At 59.4% G+C, this 19541-nt stretch carries 23 protein-coding genes, 1 tRNA gene and 1 other RNA gene; 18 read left to right on the forward strand and 7 right to left on the reverse strand.

Translation table 11 applies throughout. From position 1 onward, the window contains the following. The first annotated feature begins 419 nt into the window (after positions 1-419). The 8 genes from NW804_RS03825 to NW804_RS03860 all read left to right on the forward strand — a co-directional run bounded on the left by NW804_RS03825 (position 420) and on the right by NW804_RS03860 (position 5472). Positions 420-728: a carbon dioxide-concentrating mechanism protein CcmK gene (locus NW804_RS03825; RefSeq protein ID WP_414361187.1), complete on the forward strand. Its 309-nt coding sequence runs from the start codon at positions 420-422 to the stop codon at positions 726-728. Positions 729-768: 40 nt separating this feature from the next. Further along, a complete protein-coding gene (locus NW804_RS03830; RefSeq protein ID WP_414361188.1) occupies positions 769-1110 on the forward strand; it encodes a carbon dioxide-concentrating mechanism protein CcmK in 342 nt (113 codons plus the stop codon). Beyond that, on the forward strand, positions 1111-1410 hold the full coding sequence (locus NW804_RS03835) for a EutN/CcmL family microcompartment protein (protein ID WP_414394949.1): 300 nt from the start codon (positions 1111-1113) through the stop codon (positions 1408-1410). A gap of 48 nt (positions 1411-1458) precedes the next feature. Beyond that, positions 1459-3399 carry a ribulose bisphosphate carboxylase small subunit gene (locus NW804_RS03840; RefSeq protein ID WP_414422899.1) on the forward strand — a complete coding sequence of 647 codons (1941 nt, stop codon included), beginning with the start codon at positions 1459-1461 and terminating at the stop codon, positions 3397-3399. 36 nt (positions 3400-3435) lie between these two features. Continuing rightward, positions 3436-4113, forward strand: a complete 678-nt coding sequence (locus NW804_RS03845) for a hypothetical protein (RefSeq protein ID WP_414422900.1) — start codon at positions 3436-3438, stop codon at positions 4111-4113. Between the two features lie 32 nt (positions 4114-4145). Next, entirely contained in the window at positions 4146-4862 is a 717-nt protein-coding gene (locus NW804_RS03850) for a carbon dioxide-concentrating mechanism protein CcmK (RefSeq protein ID WP_414394944.1), read from the forward strand. Between the two features lie 53 nt (positions 4863-4915). Beyond that, positions 4916-5013, forward strand: an RNA gene (gene ffs, locus NW804_RS03855) — signal recognition particle sRNA small type. A 45-nt stretch (positions 5014-5058) separates the two neighbouring features. Next, complete coding sequence (locus NW804_RS03860; RefSeq protein WP_414420798.1) at positions 5059-5472, forward strand: hypothetical protein; 414 nt, start codon at positions 5059-5061, stop codon at positions 5470-5472. A 52-nt stretch (positions 5473-5524) separates the two neighbouring features. Here the strand turns inward: NW804_RS03860 and NW804_RS03865 are convergent. Together NW804_RS03865 and rplS are read right to left on the reverse strand one after the other, a co-directional pair. Beyond that, positions 5525-5597 (reverse strand) — tRNA-Trp (locus NW804_RS03865). 46 nt (positions 5598-5643) lie between these two features. After that, the gene (gene rplS / locus NW804_RS03870; RefSeq protein WP_414394941.1) at positions 5644-6027 is read right to left on the reverse strand and encodes a 50S ribosomal protein L19; all 384 of its coding nucleotides are present in this window, start codon (positions 6025-6027) and stop codon (positions 5644-5646) included. 160 nt (positions 6028-6187) lie between these two features. Here rplS and NW804_RS03875 point away from each other — a divergent pair, with 160 nt between their 5' ends. From NW804_RS03875 to NW804_RS03895, 5 genes are all read left to right on the forward strand, one after another. Then, positions 6188-7573, forward strand: a complete 1386-nt coding sequence (locus tag NW804_RS03875) for an efflux RND transporter periplasmic adaptor subunit (protein WP_414422901.1) — start codon at positions 6188-6190, stop codon at positions 7571-7573. Beyond that, positions 7570-8781: an ABC transporter permease gene (locus NW804_RS03880; protein ID WP_414422902.1), complete on the forward strand. Its 1212-nt coding sequence runs from the start codon at positions 7570-7572 to the stop codon at positions 8779-8781. Before NW804_RS03875 ends, NW804_RS03880 begins: the two co-directional genes overlap by 4 nt. Before the next feature lie 60 nt (positions 8782-8841). After that, positions 8842-9795, forward strand: coding sequence for a homoserine kinase (gene thrB, locus NW804_RS03885; protein ID WP_414422903.1), 954 nt, complete (start codon positions 8842-8844; stop codon positions 9793-9795). 702 nt (positions 9796-10497) lie between these two features. Continuing rightward, complete coding sequence (locus tag NW804_RS03890; RefSeq protein ID WP_414422904.1) at positions 10498-10704, forward strand: hypothetical protein; 207 nt, start codon at positions 10498-10500, stop codon at positions 10702-10704. Positions 10705-10731: 27 nt separating this feature from the next. After that, on the forward strand, positions 10732-11067 hold the full coding sequence (locus NW804_RS03895; RefSeq protein WP_414422905.1) for a TMEM14 family protein: 336 nt from the start codon (positions 10732-10734) through the stop codon (positions 11065-11067). 152 nt (positions 11068-11219) lie between these two features. Here NW804_RS03895 and NW804_RS03900 read toward each other — a convergent pair whose 3' ends face one another. Next, a complete protein-coding gene (locus NW804_RS03900; RefSeq protein WP_414422906.1) occupies positions 11220-11849 on the reverse strand; it encodes a DUF4384 domain-containing protein in 630 nt (209 codons plus the stop codon). Between the two features lie 222 nt (positions 11850-12071). On the opposite strand from NW804_RS03900, the gene NW804_RS03905 reads away from it, so the two are divergent. Continuing rightward, positions 12072-12506, forward strand: a complete 435-nt coding sequence (locus NW804_RS03905) for a tetratricopeptide repeat protein (RefSeq protein WP_414422907.1) — start codon at positions 12072-12074, stop codon at positions 12504-12506. Between the two features lie 132 nt (positions 12507-12638). Here NW804_RS03905 and NW804_RS03910 read toward each other — a convergent pair whose 3' ends face one another. After that, the gene (locus tag NW804_RS03910; protein WP_414409758.1) at positions 12639-13613 is read right to left on the reverse strand and encodes an SPFH domain-containing protein; all 975 of its coding nucleotides are present in this window, start codon (positions 13611-13613) and stop codon (positions 12639-12641) included. A 119-nt stretch (positions 13614-13732) separates the two neighbouring features. On the opposite strand from NW804_RS03910, the gene NW804_RS03915 reads away from it, so the two are divergent. The 3 genes from NW804_RS03915 (at position 13733) to NW804_RS03925 (ending at position 16598) form a co-directional block, all read left to right on the forward strand. Continuing rightward, positions 13733-14728: an NAD(P)/FAD-dependent oxidoreductase gene (locus tag NW804_RS03915; protein ID WP_414405266.1), complete on the forward strand. Its 996-nt coding sequence runs from the start codon at positions 13733-13735 to the stop codon at positions 14726-14728. Positions 14729-14801: 73 nt separating this feature from the next. After that, on the forward strand, positions 14802-15890 hold the full coding sequence (locus NW804_RS03920) for a polysaccharide deacetylase family protein (protein WP_414422908.1): 1089 nt from the start codon (positions 14802-14804) through the stop codon (positions 15888-15890). A gap of 60 nt (positions 15891-15950) precedes the next feature. After that, the gene (locus tag NW804_RS03925) at positions 15951-16598 is read left to right on the forward strand and encodes a hypothetical protein (RefSeq protein ID WP_414394924.1); all 648 of its coding nucleotides are present in this window, start codon (positions 15951-15953) and stop codon (positions 16596-16598) included. An 8-nt stretch (positions 16599-16606) separates the two neighbouring features. Here NW804_RS03925 and NW804_RS03930 read toward each other — a convergent pair whose 3' ends face one another. Next, a complete protein-coding gene (locus NW804_RS03930) occupies positions 16607-17431 on the reverse strand; it encodes a M23 family metallopeptidase (RefSeq protein ID WP_414422909.1) in 825 nt (274 codons plus the stop codon). 364 nt (positions 17432-17795) lie between these two features. On the opposite strand from NW804_RS03930, the gene NW804_RS03935 reads away from it, so the two are divergent. Then, entirely contained in the window at positions 17796-18647 is an 852-nt protein-coding gene (locus tag NW804_RS03935; protein ID WP_414422910.1) for a carotenoid biosynthesis protein, read from the forward strand. A gap of 5 nt (positions 18648-18652) precedes the next feature. Here NW804_RS03935 and lspA read toward each other — a convergent pair whose 3' ends face one another. Both lspA and NW804_RS03945 read right to left on the reverse strand, forming a co-directional pair. Then, complete coding sequence (gene lspA / locus NW804_RS03940) at positions 18653-19138, reverse strand: signal peptidase II (RefSeq protein ID WP_414405270.1); 486 nt, start codon at positions 19136-19138, stop codon at positions 18653-18655. Positions 19139-19277: 139 nt separating this feature from the next. After that, positions 19278-19502 (reverse strand): hypothetical protein, encoded by a 225-nt coding sequence (locus tag NW804_RS03945; RefSeq protein WP_414405271.1) that lies wholly within the window; start codon positions 19500-19502, stop codon positions 19278-19280. Positions 19503-19541 lie beyond the last annotated feature (39 nt).

Here is a 19541-nt window from a genome sequence, read left to right on the forward strand (position 1 = left end):
ATTCGGGATGATTGGGGATATCATTCTGCTTAGGTCGGAGATCCTCGCTCTGAGCTATCTCAGCCGAATTCTCTGTATGATTTCAGCAAGGGATAGGTTGAGCTCAGAGTTGATAGCTTTGCCTTGCTGCGCGATGGCTCCCTTGAAATCCCGATGACTCCTAGTGGCTCGTCCCAACCTAGTCCGAGGTCTGTTGCTAAGCAGGTCTTTCTTGGGCAAAAAGGGGGGAGGAAGCGTCTAGGTCAGTCAGGGTTGGTTTTCCTGAAGGGATCACCAGGTGAGGCAGAGACAGAAGGATCTTCACTTGAGGTCAACGAAGTAGCCAGATCCTAGCAGCCAGCCAATCGGCAAGACAGTAGCTGCTAGGTTGAACTTCACGGTGCTTAGGAACTAGGCGTTCAAAGGGGTGGAGAGTTGATATGCCTATTGCAGTTGGAATGATTGAAACGCGGGGGTTTCCAGCAGTAGTAGAAGCAGCCGACGCCATGGTGAAGGCGGCGCGTGTCACGCTGGTGGGCTACGAAAAAATTGGCAGCGGGCGTGTCACTGTGATCGTGCGGGGTGACGTCTCCGAGGTGCAGGCCTCGGTAGCTGCCGGTTTGGAATCTGCCAAGCGGGTAAGCGGTGGCGAGGTGCTCTCCCACCACATCATTGCTCGGCCGCATGAAAACCTGGAGTACGTGCTGCCCATTCGCTACACCGAAGCGGTGGAGCAGTTTCGCACCTAGCCCGGAAGCTGGTTAACCCATCTCAGCGTAAGGAGTCCCTATGGCCATCGCAGTTGGAATGATTGAAACGCTGGGCTTCCCAGCGGTAGTGGAAGCGGCCGACGCCATGGTGAAGGCAGCGCGCGTCACCTTGGTGGGCTACGAGAAAATCAGCAGTGGGCGCGTCACCGTGATCGTGCGGGGCGATGTCTCTGAGGTGCAGGCCTCGGTAGCTGCTGGCATCGAAGCCGTGAAGCGGGTCAACGGCGGCCAGCTGCTCTCCTGGCACATCATTGCCCGTCCCCACGAAAACCTGGAGTACGTGTTGCCCATTCGCTACACCGAGGATGTGGCCCAGTTCCGCGAAGGGGTCAATGCCATTCGTCCCTTCACGCGTCCCTAGATGCGTATTGCGATTGTACGGGGTACCGTCACCAGCACCCAGAAGGATCCCAGCCTGACGGGCGTGAAGTTCCTGGTGGTGCAGTATGTCGATCTCGAAGGCCGGCCGCAGCCGGACTATGCTGTGGCTGCTGACCCAGTGGGAGCCGGCGCCGAGGAATGGGTGCTGGTCAGCCAAGGTAGCGCGGCTCGCCAACCGCGGGGAAACGAAACCCGCCCTCTGGATGCTGTGGTGATGGCCATTATTGACACCGTTAGCATTGACGGTCGCTCCGTCTACAACAAGCGCGAGCAACGCTAGCTGGGATCCTTCCCTTTCCTCTTTGATTGGGTCTAGAGGCTCACGGTTATGCCTGCTCAAACCTACGCTGCGCCGCCAACGCCCTGGTCACGTCGCTTGGCGGAGCCTACCATTCATCCCTCTGCTTACGTCCACTCCTTTTCCAATCTCATCGGGGATGTGCGCGTCGGCGCTCAGGTGCTCATCGCCCCTGGAACTTCCATCCGCGCCGATGAAGGATCCCCCTTCTACATTGGCGACGGCTCCAATATCCAGGATGGGGTGGTGATCCACGGCCTGGAGCAAGGGCGGGTCATTGGGGAAGATGGCCAGCCCTACTCGGTGTGGATTGGCAAGAACACCTCCATTGCCCACATGGCCTTGATCCACGGGCCAGCCTATATAGGCAACAACTGCTTCATCGGCTTCCGCTCCACCGTGTTCAATGCGCGGGTGGGAGATGGCTGCATCATCATGTTGCACTGCCTCATCCAGGATGTGGAGATCCCGCCGGGCAAATATGTGCGCTCCGGCTCCATCATCACCAACCAAGCTGAGGCTGACCGGCTACCGGATGTCCAAGATAGCGATGCCAAGTTTGCTCAGCACGTTATCGGCATTAACCAAGCCCTGCTGGAGGGCTACCACTGCAGCGAGAACCTCGTCTGTATTGCTCCTATTCGCAACGAGCTGATGCAAGCCCGCGCTTCTGGTTCTTCCTCCTCTCTTGCCAATGGGCACAACGGCAGCGGATCCCTTCTAAGTCCAGAGGTGGTGGAGCAGGTGCGCGCCCTCTTGGCCCAAGGCTACCGGGTGGGCCTGGAATACGCTGATCCCCGCCGCTTCCGCGTCTCCTCTTGGCAGAGCGAAGGCCCAATCCTCGGCACCCACGAGGCCGAGGTGGTGCAATCGCTGGAAGCTCTTCTAGCAGCCCACCGCGGGGAGTATGTGCGCCTGTTGGGGATCGATCCCAAAGCCAAGCGGCGGGTGCTGGAGCAGATTATCCAAACCCCAGAAGGTCCCGCAACTCCCTCGGGATCCTCTGGCCGCCTTTCGGTGGCTATGCCAGGCTCCAGCAGGGGGGAATGGCGTCTGGAGGAGGAGATCCAAAGCCTGGTGGCCCAAGGGTACCGCGTTGGCCTGGAAGTGGCCGATGCTCGCCGCTACCGCACTTCTTCGTGGCAGACCTTGGGTACTTTCAGCGGCTCGGTCCAGGAGATCCTAACGGCTGTGCGGGCAGCCCTAGCCGAGCATGCGGGAGAGTACGTGCGCCTGTTGGGGATCGATCCCAAAGCCAAGCGGCGGGTGCTGGAGAAGGTGATTCAGACCCCCAAAGGTCAGGTGGGCAGCAGTCCGGCGGAGGCGGGCGCGGCGATAAGCACGACTTCTGCTTCCGGGGCAGGGGACAGCAGCAGCCCGGATTTGGAGCTGCAGGAAGAGGTGCACCGGCTACTAGCCCAGGGCTACCGCATCGGCTACGAATATGCCGACGAGCGCCGCTTCAAAACTTCCTCTTGGCAGAGCGGGCCGGTCCTTCGCGCTAGCCGTGGGCCAGAGGTGTTGGCCGAGCTGAGGGCGGCGCTGGCAGAGCACCAGGGCCACTACGTGCGCCTGCTGGGGATCGATCCCAAAGGGAAAAAGCGGGTCTATGAGCGCCTCATCCAGACCCCCAGTGGCAAGCCGCCCACTTCTGCGCCAGCAGCTCAAGGAGCGCCGGTGGCTGCAGTTTCCCCTCCCTCCACCCCTAGGCGACTTAGCAGCGAGGTGGTGGCGCAAGTCCAGCAACTACTTAGCCAGGGCTACCGCATCGGCACTGAACACGCTGACAAGCGCCGCTTTCGCACCTCCTCTTGGCAAAGCTGTAGCCCCATTGAAGCCACGCAATTGGACCAAGTGGTAGCAGCCTTGGAGGCCTGCCTAGAGGAACATCGCGGCGAGTACGTGCGCCTGCTGGGCATTGACCCCAAATCTAAGCGGCGGGTGCTGGAGCAGATTATCCAAACCCCTTGAGGAGTTCCGGGTTGGTTTCCAGCCAGCCCCCTAGCGATGAGAAGCACCTTGGCTTCCACTCTGCCCACCTCCCTCAGGTCCCAAGCCTGGCTCGCGCAGAGCGGTAAAGCCCACTACGTTGTCAGTGGTGAGGTAGACATAGAGGAGGAGGCAAGCATCGGCCCAGGGGTGCTGCTGCGCGCCAATCCCGGCTGCCGTATCCACATCGGGCGGGGCGTCTGTATTGGCGCGGGATCTATCCTGCACGCCTGTGGGGGATCCCTGGTTGTGGAGGCGGGGGCTACTTTGGGAAGGGGGGTGCTGGTGATTGGGCAAGGCACCATCGGCGAAAATGCCTGCATTGGCTCGGAAGCCACGCTGCTCAACTGTTCAATACTCCGCCAGGCAGTCATTCCTCCCGGCTCGCTACTTGGGGATCCCACCTGGGGAAGCGAGGAAGAGGCGACTGGAGTAACCCAGACAGAGCCAGAAGAGACAGAGAGGGTGCAAGAGTTGCCCGCAGCCCCCGCCCAAGGAGTGTCTGAGGCCAAGACCCCTCCTCCTTCTCCTAAGGCAGAGGTAACCCCTCAGGAGCAAGCAGCGGCGGAGCCAGCGCAAGAACAAAAGGGGGCAGGCAAGCTCAACGGGATCCCAGGCCGTGCCGAGCTGGAGCGGCTGTTGGGCAAGATCTACCCTCACCGTCAGGTTCTCTCCTCGCGGGATGGGCGGTTCTGAGAGCTACCCTGGCATCGAGGAAGTAGAGTGCCATGTCCACCTCTCTGGGCCTTATTCAGACGCGCAGCTTCCCCGTCATTGTCCGCGTTGCCGACGCCATGACCAAGTCGGCCGGCGTGACTCTCATTGGCTTTGAGAAGATCTCCGGCGGCTACTGCACGGCAATTGTGCGGGGGAACATCGCCGATGTGCGCATTGCCATCGAAGAGGGGATTGAAGTGGCTCGCCAGTTTAACCAGGAGGAGATCTCCAGTCTGGTGATCCCAAGGCCCCTGCCCAACCTAGAGGTGGTGCTGCCTATTAGCAGCAAGCTGTCTCAACTGGCCCAAAGTCGGGGCTACAGCCGCCTCAGCAACCTAGCCGTGGGCCTGCTGGAGACCCGCGGCTTCCCCGCCATGGTGGGGGCTGCTGACACAATGCTGAAAACAGCCGATGTGCAGCTAGCCGCCTACGAGACCATTGGCGACGGCTTGTGTACGGTCATCATTCGCGGCACGGTCTCCAACGTGGCCATTGCCATCGATGCGGGCATGTACGAGGCAGAGCGCATTGGCGAGCTAAACGCCGTGGCCGTGATCCCACGCCCCCTCGACGAACTGGAGCAGGCCCTGCCGGTGGCCAGTTGTTTTGTTGCCCAGCCGGTTACCTTGCCCGTGGCGATCCCTCAAGCTCAGAAAGAAGAGGTACAGCGCAGCGAGAGGGCGGGAGAGCGGATCCCAGTCTATTTGGAGCCGCCAGGCACTCCCTAGGCTCACCGCTAGACAGCAAGCCAAGCAGGAAAAAAAATGCTAGGCTACTGGAAGACCTGGGTCCGTGCGGCTCGGACGCCCAAACCGTGTCAGGATCGGAAGATAGCAGCACTACGGGATGCTCTGAGCAGGCGCGTCAACCCAGGTCGCCCTTTTCCCGCAGCTGGGTTCCACGGGCACTAGCAGGGCACACCCTATGGCTGAAAAAGACAATCCCCTTGCCAACTTGGCTCAAAAAGCCTTTTACTTCGGCATGGGTCTGGCGGCGCTAGTTGCCGACAATGTCCCCAAGGTGGCTGGGAATGCCAGAGACCGCCTGCTGGAGCTGCGCAAGCAGGTACAGGTTCTAGTAGATGAATTGGTAGAGCTGGGGGCAATGAGAGCCGAGGAGGCGCGAGCCTACATGGACGCTATTGCCGCCACTGTCAACCGCAAGGAAGAGGGAAAGGCTGCCGGTGGCCCCCGCAGAATCACCATTGAAGATATGGGCGAGGCAGAGGCAGAAGGGAGCACTGCCATTGAGCTGTCAGAGGCAGCTCGACTGCGCCAGCGGATTGCTGAGCTGCAGGCAGAATTGGAGCGGATCAAGAAAGAGGCCGGTAAAGCCTAGCTTGGCAGAGTATACAGGTTGCACTGCAAAGGCCAGCTTGAGCTCTAAGTAACGCGTCCTGGAGGACTCGAACCCCCGACATCCGGTTTTGGAGACCGACGTTCTACCAGCTGAACTAAGGACGCACTAGAGACTAGCTTTCTATCTAGCCTAGCAAGTTTCCCTGTAGCTTTAAAGGGCCTCCTCCTGGAGATCTTCCTTGGCTTTGATGCGCGTGGCTTTGCCTACTCGCTTCCTCAGGTAGAAGAGCTTGGCGCGGCGCACTTTGCCCCGCCGTAGCACCTGAATGGACTCGATGCGCGGCGAGTGAACTGGGAAGACGCGCTCCACGCCAATGCCCTGGAAAACCTTGCGCACGGTGATGGTGCGGTTGAGACCCGCATGGCGCATGGCAATGACCGTGCCTTCAAAAGTTTGCACTCGCTCTTTGCCACCTTCTTGAATGCGTACCCCCACCCGCACCTGATCCCCAACGTGGATCTCAGGTAGGTCCGGCTTCAGGTATTCCGCCTCCACAAGGCGGAGGATGGCCTCGGGGTTGATGCGAGCGTTCATGGCTTTCCCGCGCTCTCAGCGGCTAACTATCGTAGCAATCCCCCTGCTTTTTGTACAGGTCTCGAAGGGCCGGACGACCCCGGAGCTCAAGACTGCGTTGGCGCCCCTCTCTTTGCTAGATAGGCTAGATTGTAGGCTCTTGTGAGAGGCGGGAGACGCCGTGAAGCCCCAGACGGGATCCCTGCCCCCTGCCAAATCTGCAGACCAACCCCTGCTCCAGCCCGAACCCCCTAGGAAAGGGTGGCCTACTGGCTGGATTCTCTTGGGTCTGCTGCTGGCCAGCTTGGGAGGGGGTGGTATTTTGGTTCAGCGGTACCTCCAGCAGCAGAGGGTACAGCGCCTACAAAGGTTGACGGTGCCCGTCGAGGTAGTGGATCTAGTCCAACGGCTGCGGGTAAGCGGCCAGGTGCAGCCCATTCGCCAGGTAAATGTCGGTCCTCGAGAGGCGGGCCGTTTGGCGGAGCTATTGGTGGATCAGGGAGATGAGGTGGTGGCAGGGCAGGTGCTAGCCCGGATGGACTACGGCGATCTAACTAGCGGCATTCGCCAAGCCCAAGCCCGCATCCAAGAGCTACAGGCCCGCCTGGCGGAATTGCAAGCCGGCGAGCGACCCCAGGTCATCGCAGCAGCCCAGGCCAGGGTGGATGCGGCGCAGGCGCAGGTGAGTTTGGCCCAAAAGGAGCTGGAACGGATTCAGGCGCTGGTGCAGGAGGGGGCTGTAGCCCGCAGCGAGCTGGATCAACGCCTAGCTCGCTTGGAACAAGCGCAAGCGGACTTGCAAGCTGCCCAACAAGAGTTGGAGCGATTGCGGTTAGGTAGCCGCCCAGAAACGCTGCAGCAGATCCAAGCCCAGATTGCCCAGGCCCAAGCCGAGCTAGCCCAGCGGCAATCTCGCCTAGCTGAGGCCGAGATCCGGGCGCCCTTTTCCGGTGTGGTGGTGCAGCGCTTTGCCGAGGTGGGATCCTTTGTAACTCCCACAACCGCAGCTTCCGACGCCACTGCTGCTTCCTCCAGCTCCATCCTGGCGCTGGCCCAGGGGATTGAGGTGCGAGCGGAGGTGCCGGAGGCGCAGATTGCCCAGGTGCGGGTGGGACAGCCGGTGGAGATCCGATCCCTGGCCTATCCGGATCGAGTGGTACGGGGACGAGTGAAGCGGATTGCCCCTGCCACGGTGGTGGTGCGGGAGGTCACCGTCTTTCGGGTCGCGATCGAGCCGGAGCAGGGGGCAGACTTTTTGCGCATTGGCATGAACGTCTCGGTGGATTTTCTCGGGGAGCAGCAACCCCAAGCCCTCACGGTGCCCTCGGTGGCCATCCTGCGGGAGGGGGGCCAAGAGGGGGTAATCCTGTTGGATCCGCAAACCCAGCGGCCTGTCTATCGGCCAGTAGAAACGGGCCTCACCCAGGGAGGGATCACCCAGATCCTCTCCGGCCTGCAGGCGGGGGATCGGGTCTTTACGGCGCTGCCGCCAGGAGTAACCCTGCAGAGTTTGCTTCCACAAGAGCGCCGTCCTAGCCGAAGTGGGAGAGTTAGGCCGCACCCATGAGCTTTCTGGTTGCAGCCAAAATGGCCTGGCAAATGGTGCGACGGCACCGCTTGCGCACAGGCTTGAGCATGCTGGGGATCCTCATCGGCAACGCGGCAGTGGTAGCCATTGCTGGCTTTGGCCATGCTGCCCAGGAGCTGGCTGTGGATCAGTTTCGGGCTTTGGGCACCAATTTGCTGATTGTCTTCTCTTCCAGCTTTGGCCTAGCGGATGCCAGCAACGTCCGTCCTCTTACCCTCGACGACCTGCGGGCGATTGCTGCGGAAGTGCCTGCGGTATCGGCAGCTGTCCCCAGCCTGGCGGTCAATGTGCGGGCTGTGCGGGGCGGGGTGGATCGCCGCTATGAGGTCATAGGCACCTGGCCGGAGTATTTGTCGGTGCTGAATTTAGAGGTCGAGGAGGGCCGCTTCCTCTTGCCAGCGGACATTGAGGAGCAGCGCCCGGTGGTAGTGCTGGGCAGTGAGGCCGCCCGCGAGCTGTTCGGCTTGGATCCCGCCGCCGCTATTGGAGAGACGCTGCTGCTCAACAACTTGCCCTTTGAGGTAGTCGGCATTTTGCGCCCCAAGCCAACAGTGTTTGGCAACAACGATGCCCGCCTGTTTCTGCCGGTAGACGTGGTGGCCAACCGCTTTGTTGGACGGCGCTCTCCCTATGGCCTGGAGTTGACGGCCATCTTTGTCTCAGCCCGCTCCGAAGCAGATTTGCCGGCTGCTGAGTTCCAGATCCGCAACCTGTTGCGCCAGCGGCACCAACTGATAGGAGAAGATGACTTCGTCATCCGCAACCAGAAAGTGTTGCTGGATGGGGCAGCCAGGATTTTAACTCTACTGCGGGTACTGCTGAGCGGCACAGCAGCGCTCTCGCTGCTGGTGGGTGGGGTGGGGATCATGAACGTGATGTTGATCTCGGTGGCAGAACGCACCCCTGAGATTGGCCTGCGCAAGGCAATTGGGGCCGACAGCCGGCAAATTTTGCAGCAGTTTGCAGCCGAGGCTATCCTGATTGCCGTCAGCGGGGGAGTGGCCGGGATCCTCCTCAGCAGCGGCCTCCTGGTGGCAGTGCGAATGTTTACCCCCTTGGCCACGACTGTCGATCCCGTGGCAGTGGTCATATCTTTTTCCCTCTCGACGGGGGTTGGACTGGTCTTTGGCATTTTCCCCGCCCGCAAAGCGGCGCAACTGGATCCCATTGAGGCCCTGAGAGCCTGAGATCCACCGTCTGTAGGATAGTAGGTGTGAGGTGCCCGCTGTTCGCTAAGGAGCTTTCCCTTGGTCAAAGAGCGAGTAGAGGTAATTGTCCCAGCCACTACCGCCAACCTGGGGCCAGGGTTTGACTGCATGGGTGCAGCCCTGCAGCTCTACAACCACTTCCAGTTTCGCGAGATCCCTGCTGGACTCAGCATTCACTATCTCAGCATTCACTATCGTGGCAGCGATCCTATCAGCCAGGGCAAGGACAACTTGGTGTATCGCGCCTTCTGCCGGGCCTTTGAGCTGCTGGACAAGCCTGTGCCGGGAGTGGAAATTGAGATTACCCTCAACGTGCCCCTGGCGCGAGGGCTGGGCAGTTCTGCCACTGCTATTGTCGGCGGCCTGCTGGGAGCCAATGCCATTGGATCTCTTAACCTAGCCTCCGAGACCCTCCTCCAGTTGGCCATTGCCCTCGAAGGTCACCCCGACAACGTGGTGCCCGCCCTTCAAGGCGGCTGTCAGCTCTGTGTGCAGGGAGAGCAAGGGCAGTGGGTGTTCTGCCCAGTGGAGTGGCACGAGCGCATTGGGATCGTGGCAGCGGTGCCTAGCTTCAAGCTCTCCACTCAGGCAGCCCGCGAGATCCTGCCCAAGTCCGTCAGCTTGGCCGATGCCGTTTTTTCCAGCAGCCATCTGGGGCTGCTCATCCGCAGCTTGCAGTTGGGGCGGGTGGACTGGCTGAGGGTGGCTTTGCAGGATCGGCTGCACCAACCGGCCCGCATGGAGTTGATCCCTGGTTTCAAGGCAGTCCAGGAGGCAGCCCTGGCTGCAGGAGCCTACGGAGTGGTGATCAGCGGGGCTGGGCCTACCCTCCTGGCGTTCTGTGCGCCTGAGGAGCGAGAAGGGGTAGGAGCGGCCATGGTCAGCGCCTGGGCCCAGCTAGGTATCGAGGCAGAAGCGAAACCCCTGAGTTTGGATTGGCAGGGGGGAAGAGTAATCATCCACTCTAGAGATGAGGAGCTATCTGAGAGATAAACGTCGTCCCTGGTGCCCCACACCGCTAGTCCAAGCAGAGCGGGCAAGGGTAGGGCGGACAGCAGAGCTGTCTTCTTGCAAGAGCAAGCTGGAGGCCTTCTTGGGTCAGCAGGACGGAGTCCGTAAGTCGCGCTTCATGTTGGGCTAGGGAGGAGTTAAAGAGGCAAGCGCTCTGTTTGCCCCGATTTTCCAGATTTGCTCTTTGTTGGCTAGGGAGGCAAGCAGCTTGCTCGGCAGGTAGAGAGTCTATCAGCGCCAGCTAGTAGTCATCAGGCAGTTGCTCCAGCAACAAGGGGGAAGCCAGGCTTAGAGTCAAATTCAGCTGAGGATGAGACGGGGCTACAGGTAAGATACATGGGGGTAAACCCCAAGGGGAAGCTCTAGACTGACAGAACAAGGAAGGTGGCTGCGCTGAGGATTGGGTAAGTAAGGTAAAACAGAGAAAAAAAGTTGCCAGGGGAGTCATTGTACCAGCTATGGTTTCGTAGCTATTGGAGCTAGCGATCTGGAGGTTTTAGCTTGAAGCCTTCTGAAGCAGGTAGTCGCTGTTTGCTGAGCTTTGTGGGGAAGCGTAACATCTTATCCTAAGTTGTGACGGAGCTGAAATGTCGGTTCTGGGGAGCGCTTGTTTTCCCTAGAATGGGATCGCTAGCCTGGTTCACTCTTGCAGTTTAGCCCTTACCCTAGGCGATGGACGATGCCATGACTCCTGAGATGATACGTCAATTTTGGTCTTTGGTCAGCGAGATCGGCAGACCGGATTGGCTGAATCAGCGTGACGATGACTTGGTCAATCTCCTCCTGAATGCCTGTCAGAAAAGATATGCCCTCAGCACGGTCGATCCCTCAGTTCTCAACCGTTACATTACTCTCCGCCTGCCTCTAATCCGCGAAATTCTTGTGGACTAAAGCAAGGTAGGAAACTTTTTTCTTGTCATGGCGATTGCACGGATTACTTTGCTCGTCTACGGGGTGCTGCTTTTGGTAGGCGGAGTAGTCGGTTATAGAAGAGGCAAAAGTCTCAAGTCTTTAGTTGGAGGTTTGGTGGGAGCGGTTCTCAGCGGAGCTAGCTATGTCCTCCTGGGAGCGGATCCCCGTTGGGGCCTAGGCTTGGGCTTAGGGACGGCGGCGCTGGGATCTCTTCTTTTTGCCTTGCGCTACCGCAAAACTGGCAAATTTCTGCCCGCTGGTCTGATGTTGGCCGTGAGCTTGACGGCTGTTCTTCTCTTGGGCTTAAGTTTCGTTGAGGTTCTCCCCAGTCCTAGGGGGTGAGGGATCTTCCACAGCTTGTAGCTAGAGGAGCTTCCTACCACAAGGCGGTCTATCCCTGTCGCGGCAGCGGCGCGGAGTGTTTGCCAGGGAGCCTGCGCTGCCTTTTTTGGGCAGGTTTGGGCTGCTGGGCGTCCTTGCTCTAAGCTGAGAGCTCAGCGAGGAGCGACGCGATAGAAGCGAGTGGTGGTCGCCCATTCGCGGGCAGGGATCTTCTCGACGAGGATGGCGCGGGCGATGGCGTCGCCTAGTCTGGATCCCTCCACCTGCACATGGGCAAAGGATCCACCCTCTTCAAAAGCGACGATCTCCTGGAAGTTGAGCGGCCGGGGGGAGGCCACCGCCAACACTTGGGCTTGGCCAAAGGGCGGGGCAATGGTCAGGCGGTAGCTGGCGCCAGGGGGTGGGAAGGTGCGCACTTCGCCGGCCCGCAGAAACTCCTCTCCACCTGAGAAGGGATTGGGCAAAATAAGGTGAGTGCGTCCATCGGCTTGGATGCTAAACAGGTAGACGTAGGCGTCACGGTTGGTACTGAGAGTCAGGCGAATCGGCTCGCCAGGCCGGTAGATGGGGTTAGAGCCGCGCCGATCCAGCTCCAAGGTCACCTGCAAGTCGGAAGGCACAGGGTTGACGAGGATGGAGCGGGCCCCGGTTTCTAGGCGAGTGTCAGCTAGTTGTAGCCTTTGCAGCGAGGGGTAGATGCCCAGCGTTTTGGGAAAAACAGCGGCGGTGGGCGCCACCGACAGCCCCAAAGCCAGGGGCAGGAAGAGCAGTTTGGCGTTCATGGTTCGACCTGACATTCAGTGGCTATGTTCAGCCTAGGAAGGGGCAGAGTTTTACTGGAGCGGGCTTCGCGCAATCTCAGATCTCCTGCTGAGGCAGTTTCCCCTGCTGCAGATGGCAGGCCCAGGGGGAAAAGCGCTGAACCGCTTCTCACATTTGGGTGGGAAAACTGGGAGATCCCAGCTAGAAAGGGCTAAGCTGCAGATCAGGGATCAACCTTGCCTATGGCCAGCGACAGTTACCAAGAAGGCATCGCAGCGGTTCAGGCGGGCGATTTTCCGGCTGCCATTCAAGCATTTCGCCGGGCAGTTGCCGAGGATCCTACCCACACAGAGGCTCGCTATAAGTTGGCCTGGGTGCTGGGTGTGAGTGGCTATCTGGATCCAGCCCTGGCCGAACTGGAGGCGGTGGTGGCGGCGGATCCCGGCCATGTTGCAGCCCACTACAACCGGGGGGCCCTGCTGTTGCAAAAGGCCCAACTGGAAGCAGAGGTCGAGGGCCAGATCGATCTTGAGGTGCTGCGGCGGGCGGAAGAAGCTTTTCAAACGGTGATGCGCTTGGATCCTACAGATCAACGGGCCTACGCCTTTCTCACCTTGGTCAGGCGGGCGATCCGCAACTACCATAGCCGCAGGGATGAGGAGGCCAGGATCCCCTAGCTTGGCTGTCGCCCGCACCCCAGTTGCAGCTTCTCTACCAACTAGCGACGGACGCCAATGTGGAAAACCAGGTCACCGCAGGCCAAAGCCTACGGCTCGAAGGGCGTAAGCGGCTTCGGCCCGGGGGAGATCCTAAGAATTGAGTGGAGGAATCTCAAGGTCAGACGAGAATGCCGCCGAGGTACGCAATTGCGGGGCCTCGGAAGCTTGGGAGCTTGATCCCTGGCTAACCTTGGAGATATCCACCATCGAGACCAACCCTTGCAGGGTGGCAGGGATGGAGCGGGGATCCATAAAAATGACCTTCGAGCTGGGGCTGCTGCCCACTTTGAGGCCCATATCGATGTAGCTTTGGGCCATTAGGTATTGCAAGGCGTTGGCTGCCTCGGGGTGTTCTTGCAAGGCAGCGGCAATGGTTTTGATGGCCTCAGCTGTACCCTCGGCCAATAGCAGCCGCTGTCGCTTTTCGGCTTCTGCCCGCAGGAGTTGAGCCTTGGCAGCCCCTGCCGCCTGGTTGATGCTGGCCTGCTGTTCCCCCTCTGACCTGAGGATGGCGGCCCGCTTCTCCCGCTCGGCAGCCATTTGCTTTTCCATCGAGTCCTGCACGGTTTTGGAGGGTTGAATATCCCTGACTTCCACGCGGGTGATCTTGATCCCCCAGGGATCCGTGGCCTCGTCCAGTTCGGCCAGAAGGCGGGCGTTGATCTCGGCGCGCGAGGAAAAGGTCTGATCCAGGTCCATGCGGCCAATCTCAGCCCGCAGCGCCGTCAGCACCAAGTTCACCAAAGCTCGCTGCACATCTTCTACCGCATAGCGAGCCTTGATCATATCCGTGATGCGCCAGTAAACCACTGCGTCGGCCATTAGTGAAACATTATCGCTGGTGATGCACTGCTGCGGCGGCACGTCCAGTACCTTCTCGCGGATAGTTTCCTGGAACACAATCCTGTCGATGGGGGGAAAGATGACGTGCAAGCCGGGTGTTAGCTTGCGGTGAAACCTACCCAGACGTTCTACCAGTGCCTCATAGCCCTGGCTAATGATCTTGACAGAGCTGAACAGGTAGCCGATAAAGATGAGGGCAATGGCGGCTGGGATGACCGGCATACGACTCTTCTCCTGACAGAGAGTTCAGCCCCTATTCTAGACGGTTGCTGGAACTGATCCCTTCACCTCGATACACCGGAAGGCTATCTAGTAGAAAGCCTGCGGGAGGATCCCTTCTTATGAAACTAAACAGCAAGAACCTAGAAGTTGGCTTAAACAAAATTTACGATGTCATTATTGCTGGCGGTGGCGCGGGGGGGTTGTCGGCAGCCATTTACTTGGCCCGCTACGGCTTGAGCTGCTTGGTGGTGGAAAAGGGCAGAGGCCGCTCTTTTTGGATGCAGGACTTGCGCAACTATTTGGGCCTGCCGCCAAACACGCCAGGACGAGAGCTGTTGCGACAAGGAAGGGAGCACGCCCTTAGCTTGGGGGTGGACTATCTAGGGGGCTATGTGGAAGATGTTACAGACGAGGGGGAGCTTTTTGCTGTCAAGGTCAAGGTGGGGAAAGTCAACAGTGTCTACCCTATTTTTCGCAGCAAGTATTTGATTGCGGCAACAGGTATTATTGATTATCTGCCTCAATTGGCTGATATGCAGAATGTTTACGAATATGCAGGCTACTCGCTACATGTCTGCATGATCTGCGATGGCTATGAAATGCGGGATCAGAAAGCAGTATTGATTGTCAATTCAGAAGATCGGATTAATACAGCTTTTGTCCTCAACTGGTTTACGCCTTATATCTCGGTGTTAACCCATGGCTTGTGCTCGGTTGGCCCCGAGATACGCAAAAAGCTGGCAGATCATGGTTACCCTCTCTACGAAGCTCCCATTCGTCGCTTTCTTGGAGAAAACCACCAGCTGCAAGGAGTAGAGCTGGAGGACGGCACCTACATCGAGGCTACTACTGGCCTGGTAGCCATGGGCGCCAAATACCACAACGGCTATTTGAAAGGGATCCCCGGCTTGACATGGCAAGGGGAGAACCTGCTCACCGATGAGTGGTGCCGCACTTCCCACCCGCGCCTGTTTGCGGTAGGAGATTTGAAGCAGGGCCTCAACCAGGTGGCGATTGCCGTGGCTGATGGAGCGCTGGCCGCCACGGCCATCTGGCGGGACATCCGCCGATCCTCACCTCCCCGTAAGTGGGAAGAGCGCCTGCACTCAATTTAGGTTCATCCTACTTGCTGCAGGGAGTGGTGATAGTCTTTTGCTCTGTAGTTGTTGTGAAAACCTTGGCAACTCCATGCATTTTCTGAAGGCGGTGATCTTTTTTTTGGCTTTCCTCTTGGTGGGTCTATATTACTGTGCTGCGGGGGCCCGCCCTCTTTTCAACCTCAACCTCACCTCGACCCTAGGATACAGCCCTGTTCTCCCAATTGAGAGTGTTCGCGTTCTGCAAGGCAGCCATCCGCAAGAACTACTCATTTATCTATCGGCTCCCTCTGCTGCTTGGGTCTATCAAGAGCGGCTGAACGGGCATTATCTAATCGACATTCCCTATGCTGTAATCACTCATTCCACAAGGGTTGAGGTTGCCAAGGAACTGCCCTATCAACTCAACTGGGGCAACCAAGACCAGCACACTGGGCGTCTGTTGATTACACCCGCGCCTGCTTATGTACAGGTGTTTCTACAGCATGGCTGGGTTCCAGATCCTAGCTTTCTCGACCCAGCGGAAAATAGCCAGCCCTTGCAACTGCCTTTGGAAGAAGTGCTGGGGCCTTTGTTGGAGGTGCCGGCCCGTTCTGCCTTCCTCACGATTGACGATGGGCCTTGGCCTCAGTCCACCCCTCGCCTTTTAGAGGTTTTGGATCAGCTACAGATTCCGGCCACCTTCTTTCTTATCGGCACCCATGTTTCCCAATTTCCAGAGTTGGCCCAGTCCATTCAAGCTCACCACCACACAATAGCCAACCATACCTTTACCCATGATTATCGACGTCTCTACAGCAGCAACGAGATATTTTATGCCGAGGTGGAGCAGACAACCCAGCTGATGAAGAGGCTGGGCTTGGATCCTCAGCTGATTGTTCGGCCACCGGGGGGCTTTCGCCTAGATCCAGCTTTACGCCATTCTTTGGAACAGGCGAGGTATCAGGTTGTCTACTGGAACATTAGCCCTGAAGATGCCTATGCCGGCCAAACACCAGCCCAGCTAGTGGAGCGGGTTCGCGCTCAGTTGCAGGCGCTCAGGAACTCGGAACAACCGCTAGTTTTGCTGCTTCATGACCGCTGGCCCCATACCGCCGAGGCCCTGCCAGGTATCGTGGCTGCCGTTGAGGAGGCAGGCTATCGCTTTTTGCCCTGGCCGACTTCTAAGAATGCTGCCTGATATTCTGGATGACGGTTGAATCCAAAGGAGCAGTCAGTTTTTGGTGGAGGAGGGGGAAGCATGCGCAAGCTTATAGTAGGGGGAGCGGCCTTGGCTTTGGCCCTGCCAGTCGCCTCAGCTTCCGCCTATTCCCAGCCGCTGCTGCCGCTATTGCCTGCTGCCTCTGCAGGCAGTACTGCTCGCGAGGGAGTTGTAGCCCTGTTTCGTCAGTCCATCTGGTGGGATTTTATCCGCGGCAATCGTGGGGAAAACCTGCGCTTGTTCCCTGCTCAGTTGCTCTCCTCCTCGCAGCAGGGAGTGGTGGCCGTGTTTGAGATCCAGCGGCAGCCGACGGTGGAGCCCGTAGTGCGCGTGCTCAGCTTTGACCATCAAGGAGGGTACGATTTTCGTCTGCTCCACATGGCTGAGCCCATCCCAGGTCGGCTAATCGAGGCTCAGCTGCGCACTGACATCACACCCACTCCCCAGCCCAAGTTGGTGCTCCTCACTGAGCGAGGGGGAATCAGCCTGCTGCGGTCGGTTCTGATCTTAGAACACCGAGCAGAGGGGCTTGTGCCGCTGCTGAGCGTAACAGATTTGAACAACGCCAGCCTGCGGGTCAGTCCCCAGGGGATCCTAATCCTCTCCAGTGCCCCGGGAGCTAGCCGCGACTTGCGGGCTACGCTCTACCAGTGGGAGGGAGATGGCTTTGTCCGCCGCGATCTCTAGCCACCGCTCTAGGGTCGTAGGTGTCTATGACCAGGAGGCTGTTGAGCCCGCCAACAGGCCCCTAGGCTGGGGGCTTGGCCCACCTGCCAAAGAAACAGGCTCTCTGCTCCCAGGGGATGGATGCTCCAGGGATCCAGGCCAGCCCCAAACCAGCCGTAGGGATCGACAGGGGCGGGCTGGCCGGAATTGGCTTGGTCAAAGCGGCGCACCTCAAAGTGGAGATGGGGCCCGCTGGCACAGCCGCTTTCCCCTGACAGGCCAATCACCTCCCCAGCTGCCACCCTCTGCCCCTCGTGTACCCGGATTTGGCTGAGGTGGGCGTAGAGGGTTTCTAGGCGGATCCCGCCCGGGGATTCTCCTTCGTGCAGGATGCGCACCCGCAGCCCTCTGACTGGACGGCCTAGGCTGGGGCAGAAAAACTCTGGTTCCGGGCGCGCTACAGTAACTCGTCCAGGGGCGGCGGCCAGGATGGGGGTGCCTACCGGCATGGCCCAGTCGTAGCCGGCGTGGCCATCGCTTTTGCCACAGGGGTGCTGGGGACTGGGAGTCCAAACCTGGCCCTGGCCGCTGACAAATCGGCCATTGCCGTCTCCTTCGCCCAAAGGCAGGTCGTGGTCGAAGAGGTTGGTGACCGGGAAGTCACCGATAAAGGGTTTGTGCAAAAGCGGCCACTGGGGCGGCGGCGGATCCCCTTGGACTTGACGATAGCTCTCTAGTTGCCGCCGGTAGCTCTCCAGCTGCTGAAGCTGAGCGGGGTCCTGCAACTGCTGCCGCAAAAGATCCACCAAGCGCAGGGCCTGAGCCCAGTCCCGGCGCTCCACAGCCCGGCTCAACTGGGCGTAGACTCCCCTCAGGACTTCCTGGGATACGGAGGAAGGGGGCCTCTGGGGAAAGCCAGGCAGAATGTTTACGAATTGATACAATAGGCAGCAAAGTATCAGTAGGCATACCTTGAGCAGACCAGGCGGTTTGGCTCGGGTGCCGCTTTCCTTTTTGCCACCCGCTTTTCTCCTCAGCCCCTGCCCAAGCTGTGGGAAAGCGCAGTGGCTCTGACCAACCACCCCGCGGGAGCTTCTCATGCGTTGGCTGTTATCCTCTGGTGTTCTGGTTAGCTTGCCTTTCCAGTTTTCTAACAGGCGAGGTGTTCTCCTTTGGTCTGGGTCAATCTGGCAGTGGTTGGAAGCTTTGGCGCTAGGCTTGCACATTCTCTCCTTGCTCTTCGGCCTAGTGGGCCTACTTTGGGTAGTACCGCATCCCGAGTGGGTGGCCAGTTTGCCTCCCATTGGCCTACAGGCCTTCTCTTGGAGCATGGGCAACGGCGGCGTTGCCTACATGGTGTTTGGGGCGCTGGCAGCAGTTCTAATGGGATCCCGCCTCCTGGGGGTGCGACGCCTGCTGATGTTCTTGATCCCAGCGGTGGGCATCTCCCTAGCTAGCGAGCTGCTGGGCACCAGCACTGGGATCCCCTTTGGTGACTACGGCTACCTCAGCGGCTTGGGCTACAAGATTGCCGGCTTGGTTCCCTTTACAATCCCTCTGTCCTGGTTCTATGTGGGGTTATCGGCCTACCTGTTGGCGCGGGTGGCTCTGCAAGCGGGGCGCCACTGGCTGATCCACTTTGAAGCCATTCTGTTGGGAGCGCTCTTGCTCACTGCCTGGGACTTTGTGCTGGATCCGGCCATGACCCGCGGCCTGATCCCCTTCTGGACCTGGTTTCAGCCAGGGCCGTTCTTTGGCATGCCGCTGCAAAACTTCGGCGGCTGGATGCTGACAGGGACTGCCTTTATGACCGTGGCCAACCTCCTCTGGGGGAAAGATCAGCCTGTCCTTAACCGCCGCCAGTTGCTGGGGCCGCTGCTGCTCTATGGGGCCAATTTTGCCTTTGCCCTACTGGTAAGCCTGGGATCTGGCATTGTCGCGCCGGCAGGGTTGGGCCTGCTCCTGGGACTGGGGCCAGCCCTGGGGTTGTGGTGGAGCGCGCCGCCAGCTCTTCCCTCTCCTTACCGAGGGAGCAAGCGGGAGGATTGTCGGTGGGCGGGGGTGAAGTAGGCAGCTTAGTCGAATTTTCGCAGGGATCCCGGCCCCGTCTTCTTCGGGCTGCCCTGCCACAGGCCAATCACCAGGCAGACCACCCCCAGGTTGATGGCCACATCGGCCACGTTAAACACGGGGAAGCCAATCCAGACGAAATTGAAAAAATCCACCACGTAGCCGTTGAGAAAGCGGTCGACGCCGTTCCCCACCGCTCCTGCCCAGATGAGGCCATAGCCCACCTGCTCCCAAAGGTTGAGGCTGCTGCTGCGCAGGGCCAGGAGCGCCAGGGCTATTGCCACCCCTAGCGAGACCCACTTGAGAAACTCCGCCGAATCGGCAAACAGACTCCAGGCAGCACCGGTGTTTTCCACGTAGGTGAGGTGGAACACCCCTGGCCATAGCTGGATCTCCGGGCCTGGCAGCAGCCGCTCCACCGCCCAGCGCTTGCTCAGCTGATCCAAGGTCGTCCCCAGGATCCCGACCAGCCAAAAGCCTTTGTTCTTCATGCTGCTTGCGCTCCCCGGCGGTTTGCTGGCCCAGATAGGTACCTTTCCCCTCGGCTGAAGAGTTGCAGAGCCTGCTGGGAGATCCAAGCGGCGAAAACAAAAGCGCCTGGCTGGGCCAGCCGGACAGGGATCCCAATGGCTACCGCCCCCGTTGCTCTAGAGATCGGCGCAGTTCGCTAGCCATCTGCAGAAACTCCCGGGGGCTACCCGCCTTGCCGTAGGAGGCGCGATCTTGAACCTTCTTGCCACTGCCCTGGCGGGTGTGGGTGCTGAGCAGAGAGCTGGCCATCTCCAGGAACTTGGCGGGGTTTCCCTCGCTGCTGCCCCGCATCACAAAGGTTTGTCCAGCACGAGTTACTGCCATGGCTACCTTGACTCTCAGAAAAGAAATACTCGTTCACAT

This window comes from Synechococcus sp. WC10meta (assembly GCF_047461475.1).

Coding starts and splice junctions, on each gene's coding strand:
- NW804_RS03825 (WP_414361187.1), top strand. CDS start 420: ATGCCTATTGCAGTTGGAATGATTGAAACGCGGGGGTTTCCAGCAGTA.
- NW804_RS03830 (WP_414361188.1), top strand. CDS start 769: ATGGCCATCGCAGTTGGAATGATTGAAACGCTGGGCTTCCCAGCGGTA.
- NW804_RS03835 (WP_414394949.1), top strand. CDS start 1,111: ATGCGTATTGCGATTGTACGGGGTACCGTCACCAGCACCCAGAAGGAT.
- NW804_RS03840 (WP_414422899.1), top strand. CDS start 1,459: ATGCCTGCTCAAACCTACGCTGCGCCGCCAACGCCCTGGTCACGTCGC.
- NW804_RS03845 (WP_414422900.1), top strand. CDS start 3,436: ATGAGAAGCACCTTGGCTTCCACTCTGCCCACCTCCCTCAGGTCCCAA.
- NW804_RS03850 (WP_414394944.1), top strand. CDS start 4,146: ATGTCCACCTCTCTGGGCCTTATTCAGACGCGCAGCTTCCCCGTCATT.
- NW804_RS03860 (WP_414420798.1), top strand. CDS start 5,059: ATGGCTGAAAAAGACAATCCCCTTGCCAACTTGGCTCAAAAAGCCTTT.
- rplS (WP_414394941.1), bottom strand. CDS start 6,027: ATGAACGCTCGCATCAACCCCGAGGCCATCCTCCGCCTTGTGGAGGCG.
- NW804_RS03880 (WP_414422902.1), top strand. CDS start 7,570: ATGAGCTTTCTGGTTGCAGCCAAAATGGCCTGGCAAATGGTGCGACGG.
- NW804_RS03890 (WP_414422904.1), top strand. CDS start 10,498: ATGACTCCTGAGATGATACGTCAATTTTGGTCTTTGGTCAGCGAGATC.
- NW804_RS03895 (WP_414422905.1), top strand. CDS start 10,732: ATGGCGATTGCACGGATTACTTTGCTCGTCTACGGGGTGCTGCTTTTG.
- NW804_RS03900 (WP_414422906.1), bottom strand. CDS start 11,849: ATGAACGCCAAACTGCTCTTCCTGCCCCTGGCTTTGGGGCTGTCGGTG.
- NW804_RS03905 (WP_414422907.1), top strand. CDS start 12,072: ATGGCCAGCGACAGTTACCAAGAAGGCATCGCAGCGGTTCAGGCGGGC.
- NW804_RS03910 (WP_414409758.1), bottom strand. CDS start 13,613: ATGCCGGTCATCCCAGCCGCCATTGCCCTCATCTTTATCGGCTACCTG.
- NW804_RS03915 (WP_414405266.1), top strand. CDS start 13,733: ATGAAACTAAACAGCAAGAACCTAGAAGTTGGCTTAAACAAAATTTAC.
- NW804_RS03920 (WP_414422908.1), top strand. CDS start 14,802: ATGCATTTTCTGAAGGCGGTGATCTTTTTTTTGGCTTTCCTCTTGGTG.
- NW804_RS03925 (WP_414394924.1), top strand. CDS start 15,951: ATGCGCAAGCTTATAGTAGGGGGAGCGGCCTTGGCTTTGGCCCTGCCA.
- lspA (WP_414405270.1), bottom strand. CDS start 19,138: ATGAAGAACAAAGGCTTTTGGCTGGTCGGGATCCTGGGGACGACCTTG.
- NW804_RS03945 (WP_414405271.1), bottom strand. CDS start 19,502: ATGGCAGTAACTCGTGCTGGACAAACCTTTGTGATGCGGGGCAGCAGC.